This is a genomic window from Priestia sp. P5 (assembly GCF_029522155.1).
GTDB classification, from domain to species: Bacteria; Bacillota; Bacilli; order Bacillales; family Bacillaceae_H; genus Priestia; species Priestia megaterium_E.
In genome coordinates this window covers 579,705-596,057 of record NZ_JAKWFJ010000002.1, presented here as the reverse complement: position 1 = coordinate 596,057, position 16,353 = coordinate 579,705, and the positions used below count along the sequence as shown (strand labels likewise).

Sequence of the window (16,353 nt, the reverse complement as noted above, 5' to 3'; positions counted from 1 at the left end):
ACCTTTTAGTAACCAGCGGTTCCCATATTCATCATGAGACCTTGAACATTTTTAGCGAAATTTTCTTGAATCGACAGCATATCTTCAGGCGTTACATCTTTTACATTTGTTGCATTAGATGCGTCAAGCTCTGGAATAGCTGCTGATTTTTTTAATTGAGAAGCAGAGTCAATTTTTAACGTAACGTTTGCCGGATCTGCTTTTGGTCCTATCTTTGTACGAATATCAAACGAATAATCTGCTTTTCCTTTTGAAGCACTGATTGCTTGATTCTGCTTTACTTCCCCGTTTACTACTAGATCTTCTTGATCACCTAAGTCTAAAGAGAAAGTACGGTCAGCCGTTTGTTTCGCATCGGTTTTACCATTGATGACCGAATTCATTTTAAACGTCATATTCGTGTCTTCATCTTTTGAATCTTTTGTTAACAAATGAATAGACATGTTTTCTTTTCGTTTTTCACTTTCCGTTGTTACGTCATTTTTCATATCAAACGTAAACGCATCATCGGTAGTGCTATCCGCTAGAACTGCTTTAAACTGCTTAGCCGTTTTGTTATCTTCATATGGAATATTTTTAGTCACTACGTTAAGTTTGCCTTTATCGTTAGAAGCATTTTTTACGCCCATGTTCATATCCCGAGCTACCACAACATCATCTTGAACGTACACAGTTGATTTAACACCGCCAGGGTAAGTCGTATCTTTTGCTTCTTTTTGGAAGTCTTGAAGACTTTCTTTTACTGATTTTTTCAATTCTTTTGGATCTGCCATATCTTTTAATTCTGGATTCGTTGCTGCCGAAGATTTAAACAGCTTAGATACATGATTTGCATAGATGGTATGAAGCTTGTCATCTTTTGCTACTTTCGCAATAAGCTTATCCATAAATTGTTTTGTTTCTTTATCAGACATGTTAAGCGTCACGCTTGTTAACTGAAGCGTTTTGCCATTTGTTTTATAATCCACATTTTTTTCTTTTGTAAAATAATCGCTGTCTAACTGATCATAAATGAACGTTCCGTACTCTTTTGCAATGTAGGTCTTTTCTTTTTCCGTTAACTTTAAGTCTTCTAAACTCACGTTGCTTGTGTTAATATCAAGCGTTTCAGGACCTGAATACGAAGGATCGAACTTACGCGCTACCTGTCCATATTCGTCTAAGTTTAAATAGAAATATTCATTTGCTAGAATCGGGGCTTTAAAGCCTATTCTTTCTTTCGTTTGAAAACCTTCTAGGTCAAGCGCTTTTGAACCGCCGATATTAAGAGCCAGTGAACCGTATCCTTCACTTTTTTTCGGATCTTGTTCCGTTTTAATTTTAATTTCAGCTTTACTGATAAGGTCTTGAATCATTTTAAAGCTTGGATCATACGAAAGTGAATCCATGTTAAATCCGCCTTTGATAGTAGCATTTGTGGTAGAAGGCTGCTTCATCGCTTTTTCCTGATAAGCCACCGTTTCACTGTACTTCGTTTCTAATTCATCTGCTGCTTTTTGATACGTATTTACTTCAGAAATTAAGTATAATTGCTTAGGAGATTTTTTAAATACCGTAGCAAATGTAATTACTCCTCCAATAATCACAATTAAAGCTGCCAAAATGATAATCCATTTAGCCGGCGCTTTTTTGGGAGCGGGCGCTGTTTCTAGCGAAGCCGCTGTTTCGTCTGTTGTTCTGTTTTGATCTTTCTCACTCATCTACACCAGAACCTCCTATGTATTTTGTTAGTCACTTTGTACATGATAAGGAATGGTTTCCATAAATTCTACTACTTCGACAAAATAAGACAATAATTAGTCCGATAAACCGATGTCTTTCGGTGCAATATCGTGTGCAAAGTACTCTACTTAAGTACCCAATATATTGAAAATAAAACCAATTATTCAAAACTATCTCAATAACTATTAAAATAGGTAAATGACTTATCTTCTTATATTTTTACAATATATTCCTATAATTAAGCATTTACACCTAAGAATTACAAAGCGCAGTTTTTCTATAGCTGATCTCTTTTTTCTATAATCACATACAGGTGATATCTATGTATGTCTTTATGAAAACATGATAAAAACATCAGCGTTTTGTTCCGTTTTGAAAGGGAAATAATAATAGTAAGAAAGCTTTTTTCTTGCCCGTGACATAAAAATCGAATAAAGTATTCCTAAATACATTTCACACAATTTAATTTGAGAATAGAAAAAGGAGGATATCATTATGAATATACGCGTCACTCCTTCTGCAAAAGAAGCGTTGCAGAAAGTAGAACAAAATCAAATGATTCAGCTTTCTTTTGATCGGGGGAGCTGCGATATTGTTAATACAATTTATGAAATGAAGATCATCTCAAAGCGCAGCCTTCAACCTTATGAAAAAGTTGTAACGGTTGAAGACTTAGAATTTATTGTTGATGATGACATGGAAGAAGTGTACGACAATGAGCTGGTGATTGATCATGCAGCAGGTGCTTTTGTCTTCAAAAATCACAACCAAATTTTTAATAATCGCGTAGGATTGCGCTATATCAATTCATAAAAAAAAGCAGGGAGCTCCCTGCTTTTTTTCTTGCATATGTTAGTACAATCGTTTTTATCGATTGACTTTCAATCGCTCTTGGATAAATAACAACACGTTCACAAGGCTATTTTCTTCATATACATTCACTTGCTGACGCTTAAATTCCCCTTGTTCATGGTAGTAAATAATATCTCCCGTTCCTTTGTCTTCATTCATATGTAAATGAAAACTAAGCGGCGTTGCCAAAATAGATCCGTCTTCATCTCGCTGAAGAATTTGACAGAGCGTTTGATTCCCTTGTTTTTCAGATAAAAAGTCATAGCCAAATTGACGTGCTAACTTCTCCACTTGTGCAGCAATAAGAGCTGTAATCTGTTGATTGTCTTTCATAAGCAGTATTTCTCCTTACTTCATCTCATTAGGGTTTTCTTATTAGTATATTATACCTTAAACTTCTGGAGCTAACGACTTAACCTGTACAAATCATGACCACATGTCCATCCGGATCTTTTATAGTAAAAAACGAAAAATCCTCAAAAGAAGTAATCGGAGAATCAATCGTATAGTGCAGCTCTTTAACAAATTCATACGCTTCTTTAATATCTTCCGTATGGAAATTAAAAATTGGATGGAGACTAGCCACTATTTGTTTTTCTGTTCCTTCAGGACCCGCGTCTAGTGTTAACCCTGTTTCTCCAACAATTTTAAGATTATAAACGGGGTTCTTCACCTCGCTCATCTTGTATTCTTGATTCAATAACTCGCTATACCATTTTACTGAAGTTTTTAAATGAGATACGTGGATAAATACCGTATTCATTTTGTTGAAAACAGGACTCGGCATTTTTACCCTCCTTTTTGTTTTTCTGTTCATTCTATACCATTATCCACGTATCACTTTATACCTGCTACTCCCTTAACTTTTGCTCATATAGATACAAAAAAGCTTGCGAATACTATCCACAAGCTTTTTCTTCATAAAAAATATGTATGCTGTACAACTACAATCACAACCGCAATTAAAATCGAAGGCAGTAAATTCGCAACTTTAATTTTAATAATTTCTAATAAATTAATTCCAATCGCTAAAATTAATACGCCCCCTACCCCTGTGACTTCGGCAATGATACTATTCATTAAATCTTGCGGCACGACCGCATTGATTTGCGTGGCAAATAACGCAATGATGCCCTCGTATAGAAACACGGGCACTGCTGAGAAAATGACGCCTATTCCAAGCGTAGTCGTTAATAATAATGAGATAAATCCATCCATCACCGCTTTTGTAAACAATACGCTGTGATCGCCGCGTATTCCGCTGTCTAATGCCCCGACAATCGCCATCGCTCCAATGACAAAGATTAACGTCCCTGTTACAAAGCCCTGTGAAATACTGAATGTTTGCTTGTCATTTTGCGGTGATTGAAATTTTCGTTCAATCATATTGCCTAAAAGGTTTAGCTTTTCATCTAAATCAATGAACTCACCAATAACCGCTCCGATGGCTAAGCTCAAAATTACAATTAAAAACTGATGACTTTTAAAGCCCATTTGCAAACCAAGCGTGATAACGGATAAACCCATCACTTGCATCACTGTCACGCTTACTTTTTCAGGAATGCGGTGAGCAAGCTTGCCCATTAATGTTCCTACAACAATCGCTAGTCCATTTACTAATGCTCCTATAATAAACATGCGGTCACCTTTACTCTGAATAATGCCGTTTCTGTTTTCATTTGTTCTACTCCCTCTCTGCTCTGCACTAGCTGTATCAAACACACTAAATTTTAACACAAAATTCTTGCAATTATGAAGAAAAGAAAAAGATCCGAACGATGAATCATTCGGATCTTTAACTAAAACACATTTGTTCCAGCCTTTTTATTAAAATGTAATAACGTCTTTTGTACCTTGCTTTTGGTAGCCTGTTTTTAACAGCTTCACTTCTTTATCCGCTGGCAAGTTGGTAAATACAACTGGTGTCACAATAGACGGTGCATGCTTTTTAACATAGTCTAAATTCACTTGTAAAAGCGGCGTCCCTTGTTGAACGCTGTCCCCTTCTTGAACGAGCGCTTCAAACCCTTCGCCTTTTAAATTCACCGTATCTAACCCAACGTGAATAAGGATTTCAATTCCTTCTACTGTTTTTAAGCCAATCGCATGTTTTGTTGGGAATACAGTCATGACTTCACCGTTAATCGGTGATACGAGCGTTCCTTCAATCGGTTCAATCGCAAAGCCGTCACCCATCATTTTTTGTGAAAACACTTGATCTTCTACTTCACTAAGCGGCTTTACAACGCCTTCAAACGGTAATAAAAACTCTGTACGTGCATCTGCTTGAAGAGACGGTTGTACAACAGGTGCAGCGGTTGATGCTGTGCCGTATTTAACTAATTGATTCATTGCGTCCGCAACAAACTCTACTTCTGTTCCGACAATGACTTGAACATTTGTTTTGCTGAGCTTCATGATGCCTCTCGCTCCGTGACGCTTTAAGGCAGCTTCGTTAATGTTGCCGGCATCAGCTACTTGTAAACGAAGACGAGTCGCACAGTTATCAATTACGGTTAAGTTTTCTTTTCCGCCTAAATCTTCAATAAAATAAGAGGCCATATCCACATATTTATCGCCTGTTGCCACAACCGTTTCGTTTGATGTGTCTACTTCTTCATCATCTTCACGTCCCGGTGTTTTTAAATTTAACGCTTTGATCAGCGTATAGAAAATAACAAAGTAAATGACTGCATACACAATTCCAATTCCCGCTAACAGCAGCGGTTTTTGTGAAATTCCGTAGTTTAAGAAGAAATCAATGGCCCCTGCTGAAAATCCAAATCCAGCGTGAATACCCAGAGCAACAGCTAAAGCCATCGAAATTCCCGTTAAAACGGCATGAATAACATATAATAGCGGTGCTACGAACATAAATAGAAATTCAATTGGTTCCGTAATTCCCGTTAAAAAAGAAGTAACAGCAAGTCCAATTAACATACCGCTGACTTGTTTGCGTTTTTCTTTTTTAGCTGCTGCAACCATCGCAAGCGCAGCTGCCGGTAAACCAAACATCATAACCGGGAAGAATCCAGACATAAATGTTCCTGCCGTTGGATCACCTTTAAAGAAGCGGTTCAAATCTCCCGTTACGCCGTGATAATCTCCGAATACAAACCATACTAAGCTGTTTAACACGTGATGCAGTCCAATTGGAATCAGTAGACGGTTTAAAAATCCGTATATACCTGCACCAAGCGCTCCTGCTCCTGTAATCCACGTTCCTAAGTTGTTAATTTGATCTTGAATCGGTGGCCAAATAACTCCAAAGATTCCTGCAAGCGCAAGCATAACGACTGAGGTAATAATCGGTACAAACCGCTTTCCCGCAAAGAAGCCGAGCCATTCGGGCAGCTTAATCGCTGAGAAACGATTGTATAATAGACCAGCCGTTACACCTGAAACAATCCCGCCGAGTACTCCCATGTTAATATCTTTATCAATAGCTACAGTTCCTTTTGTTAACACAAAATAACCGACGACTCCGGCAAGTGCTGCTGCCCCGCTTCCATCTTTTGAAAGTCCTACAGCAATTCCGAGTGCAAACAGTAGTGCTAAATTCGCAAAAATCGCATCTCCGGCTTGAGCCATAAATGGAATATCTAATAAGTCCTTTTGACCTAAACGAAGAAGCAATGCCGCAGCAGGTAATACTGCGATTGGCAGCATAAGCGATTTACCAATACGTTGTAAAAAATTCAGCATGTTTCTATCCCCTTTGTATAACGTATTTAACCCGATGTTACGAGCAAGGATTTTCGTAACAATATTTATCGGATGACAAGTTACCGCATTCGTCCCGGCCTATGATTACATCATCATCAGCTGAAATAACGGCGGTTTTACTGCATGGACTCATACTAGCACATAAAATATATAGTTGTCTATACCAATTTTCTTTTTAAAAATCTTTCTATATCAATGTTAAAAGCCCTTACAAAACTTTCTAGTTCACAAAAAAGAATTAACTGGTCTAGACAACTATTCCAAAAAGCGTTACACTTAAATCAATACCACGAGCAAAGGAGTGTATGTATGGATACACATTCATCCATCATTATTTATAATGTAACCGTTTATAGTGAAAATCAGACATTAAAAAACGGGTATATTAAACTAACGAACAAGAAAATTACTGAAATCGGAGAGATCCATCAATACGTAGGTCAGCCAAAAGATCATGTGATTGAGCTTTCTCCTTCCTATAAAGTCATTCCTGGTGCCATTGATGTGCATATTCATGGCGTGAACAATGCGGACGCTATGGACGGTACTGCAGAAGCATTAAAAACAATGGCGCGCACGCTTCCTAAAGAAGGTACAACAAGCTTTTTAGCAACCACTATGACGCAATCAAATGAAGCGGTTGAAAAAGCACTTCGCAATGCGGGCGCTTATATTGAAGAACAGACAGATCAAGATGCTGAAGTAGTGGGTATTCACTTAGAAGGTCCGTTTATTTCACCAAAACGTGCGGGTGCACAGCCGCCTACTCACATTCAAGATCCAAATGTGTCACTGTTTCAAGAATGGCAAAAAGCAGCCGGAGGACATATTAAACTTGTCACATTAGCTCCAGAGCAGCCAAACGGCTTAGCGCTTACTTCTTATTTAAAAGAAACAAACGTTGTCGCTTCTATTGGCCATTCTGATAGCACATATGATCAAGTTGATGAAGCTATCGAAGCCGGAGCGTCTCATATTACGCACTTATATAACGGCATGCGCGGCCTTCACCATAGAGAGCCGGGCGTATCAGGCGCCGCTTATTTGAGAGATGAATTATTTGTAGAGCTCATTACAGACGGCATCCACTGCCGACCTGAAATGGTCAAGCTTGCGTACGATCAAATCACAAGTGAACGCATGATTCTTATCACGGATTCTCTTCGTGCCAAATGGCTAAAAAACGGTACGTATGATTTAGGAGGACAGCCTGTTCACGTAAACGACACAACGGCTACCCTTGCAGATGGAACGTTAGCGGGAAGCATCTTAAAGATGAACGATGCAATTAAAAACACGATGAGCTTTACGAACTGCTCATTGGAAGACATCGTAAAAATGACTGCTGAAAACCCAGCAAAACAGCTTAATCTGTTTGATACAAAGGGAAGTCTCAAAATTGGAAAAGATGCGGATATCGTGGTGTTAAATGAAAACCTAGATGTTGAAATGACATTTTGCCGAGGCACATTGAGCTTTCAAAAGGAGGACTAACAATGAATATCATCCAAGTGAAAAACTACAGTGAAATGAGTGCAAAAGCAGCTGATATGCTGATTAGCAAACTTCATAAAAAACCAAATATGAATCTGGGACTTGCAACGGGAGGCACACCGAAAGGATTATATGATCGTTTAATTCAAGATCATAAAGAGCACGGCACGTCTTACAAACACGTTACTTCCTTTAACTTAGATGAATATGTCGGAATGAAGCCGCAAGATCCAAACAGCTATCACTACTATATGGCAGATGCGTTATTTAATCACATTGATATTGACGTAAGCAACACGCACGTTCCTAACGGGCTGGCTGATACGCCTGAAGAAGAATGCCGCCGCTACGATGAAATGATTCAAAATCACGGAGGCATTGACCTTCAGATTCTTGGAATCGGCCAAAACGGACATATTGGCTTTAACGAACCTGGTACGTCATTCAACTCTCCTACTCATATTGTGACGTTAGAAGAGTCAACGCGAAAAGCCAATGCGCGCTACTTTAATTCTCTTGACGAAGTGCCTACTCAGGCTATTACAATGGGAATTGAATCAATTATGAAAAGCAAAGAAATTTTACTGCTTATCTCCGGGGAAGCCAAAGCAGAAGCCATGTACCAACTGCTTAACGGAGAAATCACAGAAGACTTTCCTGCTTCTATTTTAAAGAAGCATCACTGTGTTACAATTATTGCGGACCAAGAAGCTTTAGCTAAAGTGAACCTTTGAAAGAATAGTCAAGTAGCCTGCCCTGGCTATAATCAATCCGTCTTTATGAAAGAAAGATATTTGACTATTAGTTAGAGCATATATAGATAACATACCTCCTCGTCTTTTTAGATGAGGAGGTTTACATAAAGGAGAGAACTTAAGTGATTGATAAAAGCTCACCTCTTCCGATTTATTATCAAATTGAAGAACAGTTGAAAAAACAAATTGAAAACGGAGAGTTAAAACCAAATGATTCGCTTCCTTCTGAACGAGAGTTTGCAGAACGATTTGAAATCAGCAGAATGACCGTTCGCCAAGCGATTAACAATTTAGTAAACGACGGTTATTTGTATCGTCAAAAAGGGCGCGGCACCTTTGTGTCTGAAAAAAAATTAGAGCAGCAGCTCGTTGGATTAACGAGTTTTACAGAAGATATGAAAGCGCGCGGAATGGTGCCAAGCAGTAAATTGCTAAGTTTTGAAATCATTGCGGCTTCGGAAAAAATTGCCGAGCAGCTGCACATTTCTCTTCATGCACCTGTTTATGAAATCAAGCGTATTCGTTTAGCTGATGACGTGCCAATGGCGCTCGAAAGCGTGTATGTATCTGCTAACTTAGTCAAAGGATTAACAGAATCCATTGTTAATGACTCTCTCTACCGTTATATTGAAGAAGAGCTCGGGCTGAAAATTGGCGAAGCTAATCAAACGTTAGAATCCATTTTAGCTTCTGAAACCGAATTGAAGCATCTTGGAATCAGCTCATATTCACCCGTTCTATTGATTCAAAGAAATACGTATTTGCAAGACGGCACGCCGCTTGAAGTGGTGAAGTCTTCGTACAGAGCAGACCGCTATAAGTTTACGATTAACATGACACGATCTTAACTAAGGAGTTTTTTTATGTCTAGTTTATATCTACAGGAACTAACAAAACTGCTTGCTAAAGTGGAGACGCATGAACAGCAGGCAATAGAATCCGCAGCCGAGAAAATTTCACAGCAATTAGCTTCTCATCACCTCATTCATTTATTTGGGTGCGGTCATTCTCATATTTTAACAGAAGAAGTGTTTTACCGTTCCGGAGGGCTTGCACCGATTCATCCTATTTTTGTAGAAGAACTGATGCTTCATAAAGGAGCTTCGCGCTCTTCACAGCTAGAGCGTAAAAACGACTATGCCTCCACCTTTATGGAAAAAGAAGATATCGTACCAGGCGATATCATGATTGTAATTTCTACGTCGGGCGTAAATCCCGTTCCGATTGATGTGGCTTTAATTGCAAAAGAAAAAGGCGCCTTTGTGATCGGACTTACCTCTCCTTCTTATGCCACGAGCCGGGCTTCGCGGCATAAAAGCGGAAAATACCTTCATGATGTCGTGGATCTTGTTATTAATAATCATATTCCAAAAGGAGACGTTCTTCTTCATCAGCAAGACATTTCCTTCGCTTCTGGTTCCACTGTAATTGGAGGCGCTATCCTAAATGATGTCCTATCTAAAGCCATCCAAAAACTGCTCAGCCGCGGCATTACGCCTCCTGTCTTTTTAAGCGGAAACATGGAAGGTTCAGATGAACATAACCAGCGGTTGATTGATGCTTACAAAGGAAGAATTACTGCCCTATAACAGCCCCTGCGGCTGTTTTTTTTGCACAAAAAAAAGATGCTTGAAAGCATCTCATCAAAGTCGGACTGTACGATTTGGACTAGATCTCCTCTTTATCAGTAGAAGTCTTGTTCACAGCACCATAACCTACTTATCCTACATAATTACTATGTTTAACATAAGTATACTCTTTTATACTTTAAGTGTCAAACAATAATTGTCCGTACTGCTACTCCACTTCGTGTCATTCTCACTACCTACTACAATGGCAATATACTAGTACCTTATATTTACTATACTAGCAAATAAGTTTATACTTATACATAATTAGGTATATATACATATTTTTTTATGAAGTGAGGAGCTAACGTTTTATGAAGAAGATCCTATTTTGGACATTTATAGCAGCCTGCTGTACGGTAATTATTGCATTAGGTGTTGGGTTGATTAGCGCTTTCCATACTAAATCTGCCCTTCCAGCAGCTAAAGAAAGTAAGGAAAAAGACCAACAATTAGAAGAGCAAGTTTCTTACATAGGAGGAACGCCTGAGCCCGAAGTTGAACTGAATCAATCTACAAGTGAAGAAACAGTCATTGAAACGATGCATAAAATGACTCATCAAAAAGTATATTCTCCTGATAAATGGGGCGCAGTTGAAATGACTTCGGCTAATATTCAAAAAGTTAAACATGTATTAGAGATAAATGAATTTGAACATAAAGCTCAGCTTCTTCAAATTTTAAATAGATGGGAGAATAATGATTTTAGTAAGGTAGTAGAAGATCATAATTATTTTTGGACCCTTCAAGGAGGCAACATTGGAGAAGCAACCGGCAGACTCAGCGAATCGGATGAAAAAACATTTATTAAAAACAATTTCCGTTAGCTTCTTGCAGTAAGCTAGACGCAAAAAAAACGGCTGAGAAAAAAGTATTTTTGTTGCAGGATGAACGCAAATTTAATCTGTTTAGTTGCTTCTAGCAGTTGATTGGAGAGCAAGACGAAGACTCCTGCGGGAAAAGCGGAAGGGGTGAGACCCCGCAGGAGCGCAAGCGACGAGGAGGCTCAGCGGCCGCCCGCGGAAAGCGAAGTCTTGCACGGAAATCAACTGCGGTGTAATAAGCGGTCCAGCTCATCTATACTTATTATTTTATGTTCATAACCATTAGCACCCTATTATAAATGGAGCTTTAATCCTTCATGAGAAGCTGTGAACCCAAGCTTTTGATAAAAACGCAAAGCCTCCGATCGTTCCTTGTCCGTTGTTAATTGTACTAACTGACAATTACGTTCTTTCGCTCGTTCAATCGCCCATGTAATCAGCTGATAGCCAACCCCTTTTCCGCGCTGTGACGAAGCGGTTCGAACTCCTTCAATCGTGGCTCTCCACCCGCCTTGTCGTGCAATGTGGGGCGTAAAGGTTATTTGTTGAACACCTATTACTTTACTATCTTTACATGCGACAATCAGTTCATTGTTTGGATCCGCATCAATTGCCTGAAATGTTTGAACATAACAGTCTGGAAGCGGTAATTCGTAGCGCTCTCGTTTGCTTCCGAGCATATCATCAGCGAGCATTTCAACAATTTGTTCTAAATCTTCCCGCACTGCTTCTCTAAAGGTTATTTCTCCCATTTCACACAGCACCTTTCCCGTGTCTATTTATGATGTTAAAAAGAACATGACGAACAAGCTGAGAACCGACGCCAAAAACAAAGCAGCCGCTAAAGCACCAAGACTCATTCCTTCAAAGCCACCAACTCCAAATATGCTATATAGAAATAGAAATATACTTATTATCATGCTGCTAAGTGAAATTCCGTACTGCACGGGCGAGTTCTTTCTATAGAAGAAATACGACGCACCAGCAAGCAGCACAAAGAAAGCACCCATTAATCCAAATAAAGAAATCATTTACACCTTCCTCCTTCTCTAAAAAAGGAATTTATATCCATTATATACTATCATTTTTATTTATTCTATCTATATTAATAGCCCTGCAGCCACAACTAAATAGACATGACCAAAGCGGCCATGTCTATTTTTCTACTATATTAAAAAGAAAGTTCTTTGAACCAAAAAGAATAAGGGGCTAAGCAAGCTTCATCAATTTCATTCATACGTTTTTTGCATCGCTGCAGCACCTCAGCAGGAATGTGTCTCTCTAAGTATGCAGATTCTCCGTTAGCTTGAATCGTTTCTTCTACTAGCTCTTCAAACACATCTAAGCATGCTAAAAACTGCGGAAAAGTTGTATTCACGAAACGCTCGCAGTCATCGTTGGACGTATCGAGCAGCACAACCGAACCGTTTTTTTGATGAAGACAAATTGGATCTCCAGCGCCGGTTGTTCCTAAAAACCAATAGTGTTGATAGCGAGATGATAACTCAAATGTTTCGCATAATGTTGTTAGCTTTCCTTTGGATGAAACGAACTCTAGAAATGGTGAAGCTTCTTTGGGCAATCCTTTTTCTGTTAGCAACTTCTTTGTCTCTTTATCAATATCAAGGGGTGCAAGCTGTTCGGCATCAAACTTCATTCGTTTTTCTTGTCGTTGCATCACATTTGACAACTTCTTTCACTCCTTTTCACCATTTGCTCTTTCTTTGCTTTTGTTTATTATAAAAGAAATCCAGCTCGTATTATATGCTACAAATGAACTTAATTAGACTGAAATTTTTTCCAATCTTTATTTATATAGCCCGATTTCCTCTTTATAAACACAGGTAAAAAGAAACCGATCAGATTTTCTCCAACAGATTCTGCTTTTAAAAATAATTCTCATTCCCTTCTTTCCTTTTCAGCGTACTTTCGCCTCTTATAAACAGGCTCAATCTTTATTATTCCAATTTTTTCTACTTTTTGCAACTAGGACTTATCTCACCATTTCTTATACGAGATTAATAACTTGACAAAATACTAAAATAAGCAACAGTAATTATTTACAAGTTTTTAAACTTTATGGTTTAATAGGTATGTAATTCCTGTTTTTTACTATATTTTTTTGGAGGTTTAACATGAAAAAAGGGTCAATTTATCGTTTTATTGCTTTTGCTTTAATGTTCACCTTGTGTTTTAGCCAATTAGGCTTACTGAAAACACAAGCGGCAGGCAATCCTCCTGCTAATGAAAAAACATTAAGCATTGGTAAAGCAGCAAAAGGAACATTTACAGAACCAGAACAAGCACATTGGTACAAAATTAATCCTTCTAAACAAGATGTAGCAAAGTTTTCACACTACCGAATTAAGCTTCAAAGTGATGATGAAGTAAACATCACAGTTTACTCTAGTCTTGAAAATGCCAAAAACAACGTGGCATTTGACCGTTATATGGGATACTCCTACAAAGACGAGCCTGCTCAGCTAGATTTTCCAATCGCTTGGACTGGCCCTTATTATGTGAAAGTTGAGTATTATGGAAGCGAAGACGACATGATTGAAGAAGATGCGGAAGATGGTTCAACTTCTCCAGAACCACAGCCGGAAGAAAAAACAGAAGTTCCATATATAATCAGCTATGAAGGCGCTTCACTTCCTCCTTCTCAAATGATGGAAGAAGAATGCCCGGCTGAATTAAGTACAAGCCAAAAAGAAAACGGAAAAGGTATTTTAAAAGATTTGCGTACGATTCGTGACGCTGTGCTTTCAAAAACAGCAAGCGGAAAAGACCTTTCTTCTCTTTACTACAAAGCCGCTCCGTTTATCAGTTCTAAAATGATTATTGATAAATCGATGCGTGAACAAGTATACAAAGATTTAGTTCAGCTAAAGGGTCTATTTACAGATGTAGCGAAAAACGGCGCATCAAGCACATATATGATTACAAGTGCTGATCAAAAAGCAATCAATGATTTATACAGCATCGCTTATAAATCCGTTCCCGCTGCTTTAAAGAAAGACTTGGAAAAAGTAGCAGCACAGACAAAATTAAAAGACGTAACGGACTTAAACGTATCGTCTGTATTAGTAAGAGCTAAGTTAGTCAGCGCAAACAGCGTTTCAACAAAAGCTGAAACGCGCTATATTGTTAAATTAAAAGATGGTGCAAATGCTAAATCATTCAAAACAAAAGCACAGTCAAAATCAGCAAGCATTGAATCTATTAATCCATTAAAACAATCAGCTGCTTCTTTTGATAATATGTTTGTTATTCAATTAGATGACAGTAATGCAAAAAGCTTCAGCACGTCATCTGCTCAAGGTAAAATGACGGCAAAACAAATTCAAGCACTTCCTGAAACTGAATTTATCGAGCCGGTTCAAGAGTACCACGCTCTTTCGATGGATTCACAATATCCGTATCAATGGTCATTAAACAACACGGGTAAAAATGATGGCACTCAACATGCCGATATTCAATATGAATCGCTTGAAAAATTACTAAACGGTCAAAAATTAAAAGATACGGTTATTGCCGTTGCCGATACGGGCGTCGATTCATCACTAGCTGATTTAAAAGGCGTAGTGGATACAAAGACAGGCTATAACTACGTGGATCGTTCGTCAAATGCAACTGATGACAACGGACACGGAACTCACGTAGCAGGTATTATCGCAGCCTCTGCAAATAATAACTATTCAATGGCCGGCATTAATTCTCACGCAAAAATTTTACCGGTTAAAATTCTAGATGCATCTGGAAGCGGAGATACAGAACAAATTGCGTACGGTATTAAATACGCGGTTGATCACGGTGCAAAAGTTATTAACTTAAGCCTTGGCGGATCTTACAGCCGCGTGCTTGAATATTCGTTAAAATACGCATACGATCATAACGTAACGGTTGTAGCTGCAAGTGGAAACGACGGTATGGAAGAGCTCTCTTACCCTGCTTCATCTGCCTATGCGATTTCAGTAGGCGCATCAAACCGTTTAGATATCGTATCTGACTACTCAAACTACGGAAAAGGATTAGATATTACAGCTCCTGGCTCTGATATTCCAAGTCTTGTTCCAGACGGAAACGTCACTTATTTAAGCGGAACATCAATGGCAACGCCTCACGTGGCAGCCGTTGCGGGATTATTACTATCCCAAAACCCAGGCTTAAAGCCAAAAGACGTTGAAAAACGCCTAACGGATACAGCTAAAGATATTAAATTTGATGAAAAAGATGCTCCTGTATACGATGATGAAGAAGGTCCGGCAGAACCCCCTGCTCCAGGCTACGATTACGTATCAGGATGGGGACGTTTAAATGCGTACAGCGCGGTAAGTGCACAGCAGCTGCAAGCGCAGGTAAATACGTTTGTCAGCACGCAAAAAATTGTTACAGGTAAAGCTCAAAGCGGTTCAACTGTTAAAGTAATGAACGGCTCAAAAACACTTGGCACAGTTAAAGCTGATGCAAAAAATACGTTCTCTGTGAACATTCCAGCTCAAAAAGCTGATACCGTTTTACAAGTAGTTGTCACAGACGGAAAAGCAAGTACGAGCATTCGTGCAGTTGTTCAAAAAGCACCTGCCAAACCAGCGGTAAAAGCGGTCACGAATAAAGATGAGTATGTAACAGGAACGTCTAAAGCGAATTTTACGGTAAATGTTAAAAACAGCGCCAAGAAAGTGATTGCTTCAGCAAAAGCTGACGCAAAAGGCGCGTTCAAAGTGAAAATTCCAAAACAAAAAGAAAATACAGTTTTATATATCACGGCTACAAACAGCCAAAAACAGGAAAGTGAAGAAGTAAAAGTAACGGTGCGTGACGTTATTGCTCCAAATGCACCTAAAGTAAATCCAGTCAGCGACGCGGATACGGCTATTAAAGGGACAACGGAAGCAAATGCATCTGTTGTAGCCAAAGTAAATAACAAAGAAATTGGCAAAGCAAAAGCCAATGCAAAAGGTCAGTACAGCATAACAATTAAAAAACAAAAAGCAGGTACAGCAATCAGCGTAACAGCAGCAGACGCAGCCAACAACACAAGTAAAGCTACGACTGTAAAAGTGAGCGATAAAACACCGCCTGCTGCACCAAGCGTAAATGCTGTCACAACAAAAAGCACGGCTGTAACAGGTAAAGCAGAAGCAAATACTACCGTAACGGTAACAGTAAACAAAAAAAGCATTGGCTCTGCTGCTGCTAACAGCAAAGGACAATACTCAGTAAAAATTAAAAAGCAAAAAGAAAAAACAGTCTTAAGCGTAACCGCAAAAGACAAAGCGAACAATACGAGTAAAGCAACAACAAAAACGGTGACAAAATAAAGAAAAAAGGCGCTTGGCTTATGGCCAA

The 16,353-nt window shown here is 38.8% G+C and carries 16 protein-coding genes; 8 read left to right on the top strand and 8 right to left on the bottom strand.

Going from position 1 to position 16,353, the window contains the following annotated elements; translation table 11 throughout:
- Nucleotides 1–5: 5 nt before the first annotated feature.
- Nucleotides 6–1,700: a DUF6583 family protein gene (locus tag MMB69_RS19765; RefSeq protein WP_277448312.1), complete on the bottom strand. Its 1,695-nt coding sequence runs from the start codon at nucleotides 1,698–1,700 to the stop codon at nucleotides 6–8.
- A gap of 517 nt (nucleotides 1,701–2,217) precedes the next feature.
- Here MMB69_RS19765 and MMB69_RS19760 point away from each other — a divergent pair.
- Entirely contained in the window at nucleotides 2,218–2,535 is a 318-nt protein-coding gene (locus MMB69_RS19760) for an iron-sulfur cluster biosynthesis family protein (RefSeq protein ID WP_176344415.1), read from the top strand.
- A gap of 54 nt (nucleotides 2,536–2,589) precedes the next feature.
- On the opposite strand, the gene MMB69_RS19755 is transcribed toward MMB69_RS19760, so the two are convergent.
- From MMB69_RS19755 to nagE, 4 genes are all read right to left on the bottom strand, one after another.
- On the bottom strand, nucleotides 2,590–2,907 hold the full coding sequence (locus MMB69_RS19755; protein ID WP_013082157.1) for a hypothetical protein: 318 nt from the start codon (nucleotides 2,905–2,907) through the stop codon (nucleotides 2,590–2,592).
- A 79-nt stretch (nucleotides 2,908–2,986) separates the two neighbouring features.
- Nucleotides 2,987–3,361: a VOC family protein gene (locus MMB69_RS19750; RefSeq protein WP_269871768.1), complete on the bottom strand. Its 375-nt coding sequence runs from the start codon at nucleotides 3,359–3,361 to the stop codon at nucleotides 2,987–2,989.
- Between the two features lie 131 nt (nucleotides 3,362–3,492).
- Nucleotides 3,493–4,212: a DUF554 domain-containing protein gene (locus tag MMB69_RS19745; RefSeq protein WP_269871769.1), complete on the bottom strand. Its 720-nt coding sequence runs from the start codon at nucleotides 4,210–4,212 to the stop codon at nucleotides 3,493–3,495.
- Between the two features lie 189 nt (nucleotides 4,213–4,401).
- A complete protein-coding gene (nagE, locus tag MMB69_RS19740) occupies nucleotides 4,402–6,279 on the bottom strand; it encodes an N-acetylglucosamine-specific PTS transporter subunit IIBC (protein WP_269871770.1) in 1,878 nt (625 codons plus the stop codon).
- Between the two features lie 330 nt (nucleotides 6,280–6,609).
- Between nagE and nagA the strand changes: the two genes are divergently transcribed.
- From nagA to MMB69_RS19710, 6 genes are all read left to right on the top strand, one after another.
- Nucleotides 6,610–7,794, top strand: a complete 1,185-nt coding sequence (gene nagA, locus MMB69_RS19735) for an N-acetylglucosamine-6-phosphate deacetylase (RefSeq protein WP_277448310.1) — start codon at nucleotides 6,610–6,612, stop codon at nucleotides 7,792–7,794.
- Between the two features lie 2 nt (nucleotides 7,795–7,796).
- A complete protein-coding gene (gene nagB / locus MMB69_RS19730) occupies nucleotides 7,797–8,528 on the top strand; it encodes a glucosamine-6-phosphate deaminase (protein ID WP_277448309.1) in 732 nt (243 codons plus the stop codon).
- Between the two features lie 143 nt (nucleotides 8,529–8,671).
- Nucleotides 8,672–9,397 carry a GntR family transcriptional regulator gene (locus tag MMB69_RS19725; protein ID WP_277448308.1) on the top strand — a complete coding sequence of 242 codons (726 nt, stop codon included), beginning with the start codon at nucleotides 8,672–8,674 and terminating at the stop codon, nucleotides 9,395–9,397.
- A gap of 15 nt (nucleotides 9,398–9,412) precedes the next feature.
- A complete protein-coding gene (locus MMB69_RS19720) occupies nucleotides 9,413–10,138 on the top strand; it encodes an SIS domain-containing protein (protein WP_047751446.1) in 726 nt (241 codons plus the stop codon).
- A gap of 353 nt (nucleotides 10,139–10,491) precedes the next feature.
- Nucleotides 10,492–11,004 (top strand): DUF6241 domain-containing protein, encoded by a 513-nt coding sequence (locus MMB69_RS19715; RefSeq protein WP_277448307.1) that lies wholly within the window; start codon nucleotides 10,492–10,494, stop codon nucleotides 11,002–11,004.
- 98 nt (nucleotides 11,005–11,102) lie between these two features.
- The gene (locus MMB69_RS19710; protein WP_260506576.1) at nucleotides 11,103–11,237 is read left to right on the top strand and encodes a hypothetical protein; all 135 of its coding nucleotides are present in this window, start codon (nucleotides 11,103–11,105) and stop codon (nucleotides 11,235–11,237) included.
- A 57-nt stretch (nucleotides 11,238–11,294) separates the two neighbouring features.
- On the opposite strand, the gene MMB69_RS19705 is transcribed toward MMB69_RS19710, so the two are convergent.
- The 3 genes from MMB69_RS19705 to MMB69_RS19695 form a co-directional block, all read right to left on the bottom strand.
- Nucleotides 11,295–11,753 (bottom strand): GNAT family N-acetyltransferase, encoded by a 459-nt coding sequence (locus MMB69_RS19705; protein WP_277448305.1) that lies wholly within the window; start codon nucleotides 11,751–11,753, stop codon nucleotides 11,295–11,297.
- Between the two features lie 27 nt (nucleotides 11,754–11,780).
- The gene (locus tag MMB69_RS19700; protein WP_277448304.1) at nucleotides 11,781–12,032 is read right to left on the bottom strand and encodes a YesK family protein; all 252 of its coding nucleotides are present in this window, start codon (nucleotides 12,030–12,032) and stop codon (nucleotides 11,781–11,783) included.
- Between the two features lie 140 nt (nucleotides 12,033–12,172).
- Nucleotides 12,173–12,682 (bottom strand): SUKH-4 family immunity protein, encoded by a 510-nt coding sequence (locus MMB69_RS19695; protein WP_223546654.1) that lies wholly within the window; start codon nucleotides 12,680–12,682, stop codon nucleotides 12,173–12,175.
- A gap of 454 nt (nucleotides 12,683–13,136) precedes the next feature.
- On the opposite strand from MMB69_RS19695, the gene MMB69_RS19690 reads away from it, so the two are divergent.
- The gene (locus tag MMB69_RS19690) at nucleotides 13,137–16,325 is read left to right on the top strand and encodes a S8 family peptidase (RefSeq protein ID WP_277448303.1); all 3,189 of its coding nucleotides are present in this window, start codon (nucleotides 13,137–13,139) and stop codon (nucleotides 16,323–16,325) included.
- Nucleotides 16,326–16,353 lie beyond the last annotated feature (28 nt).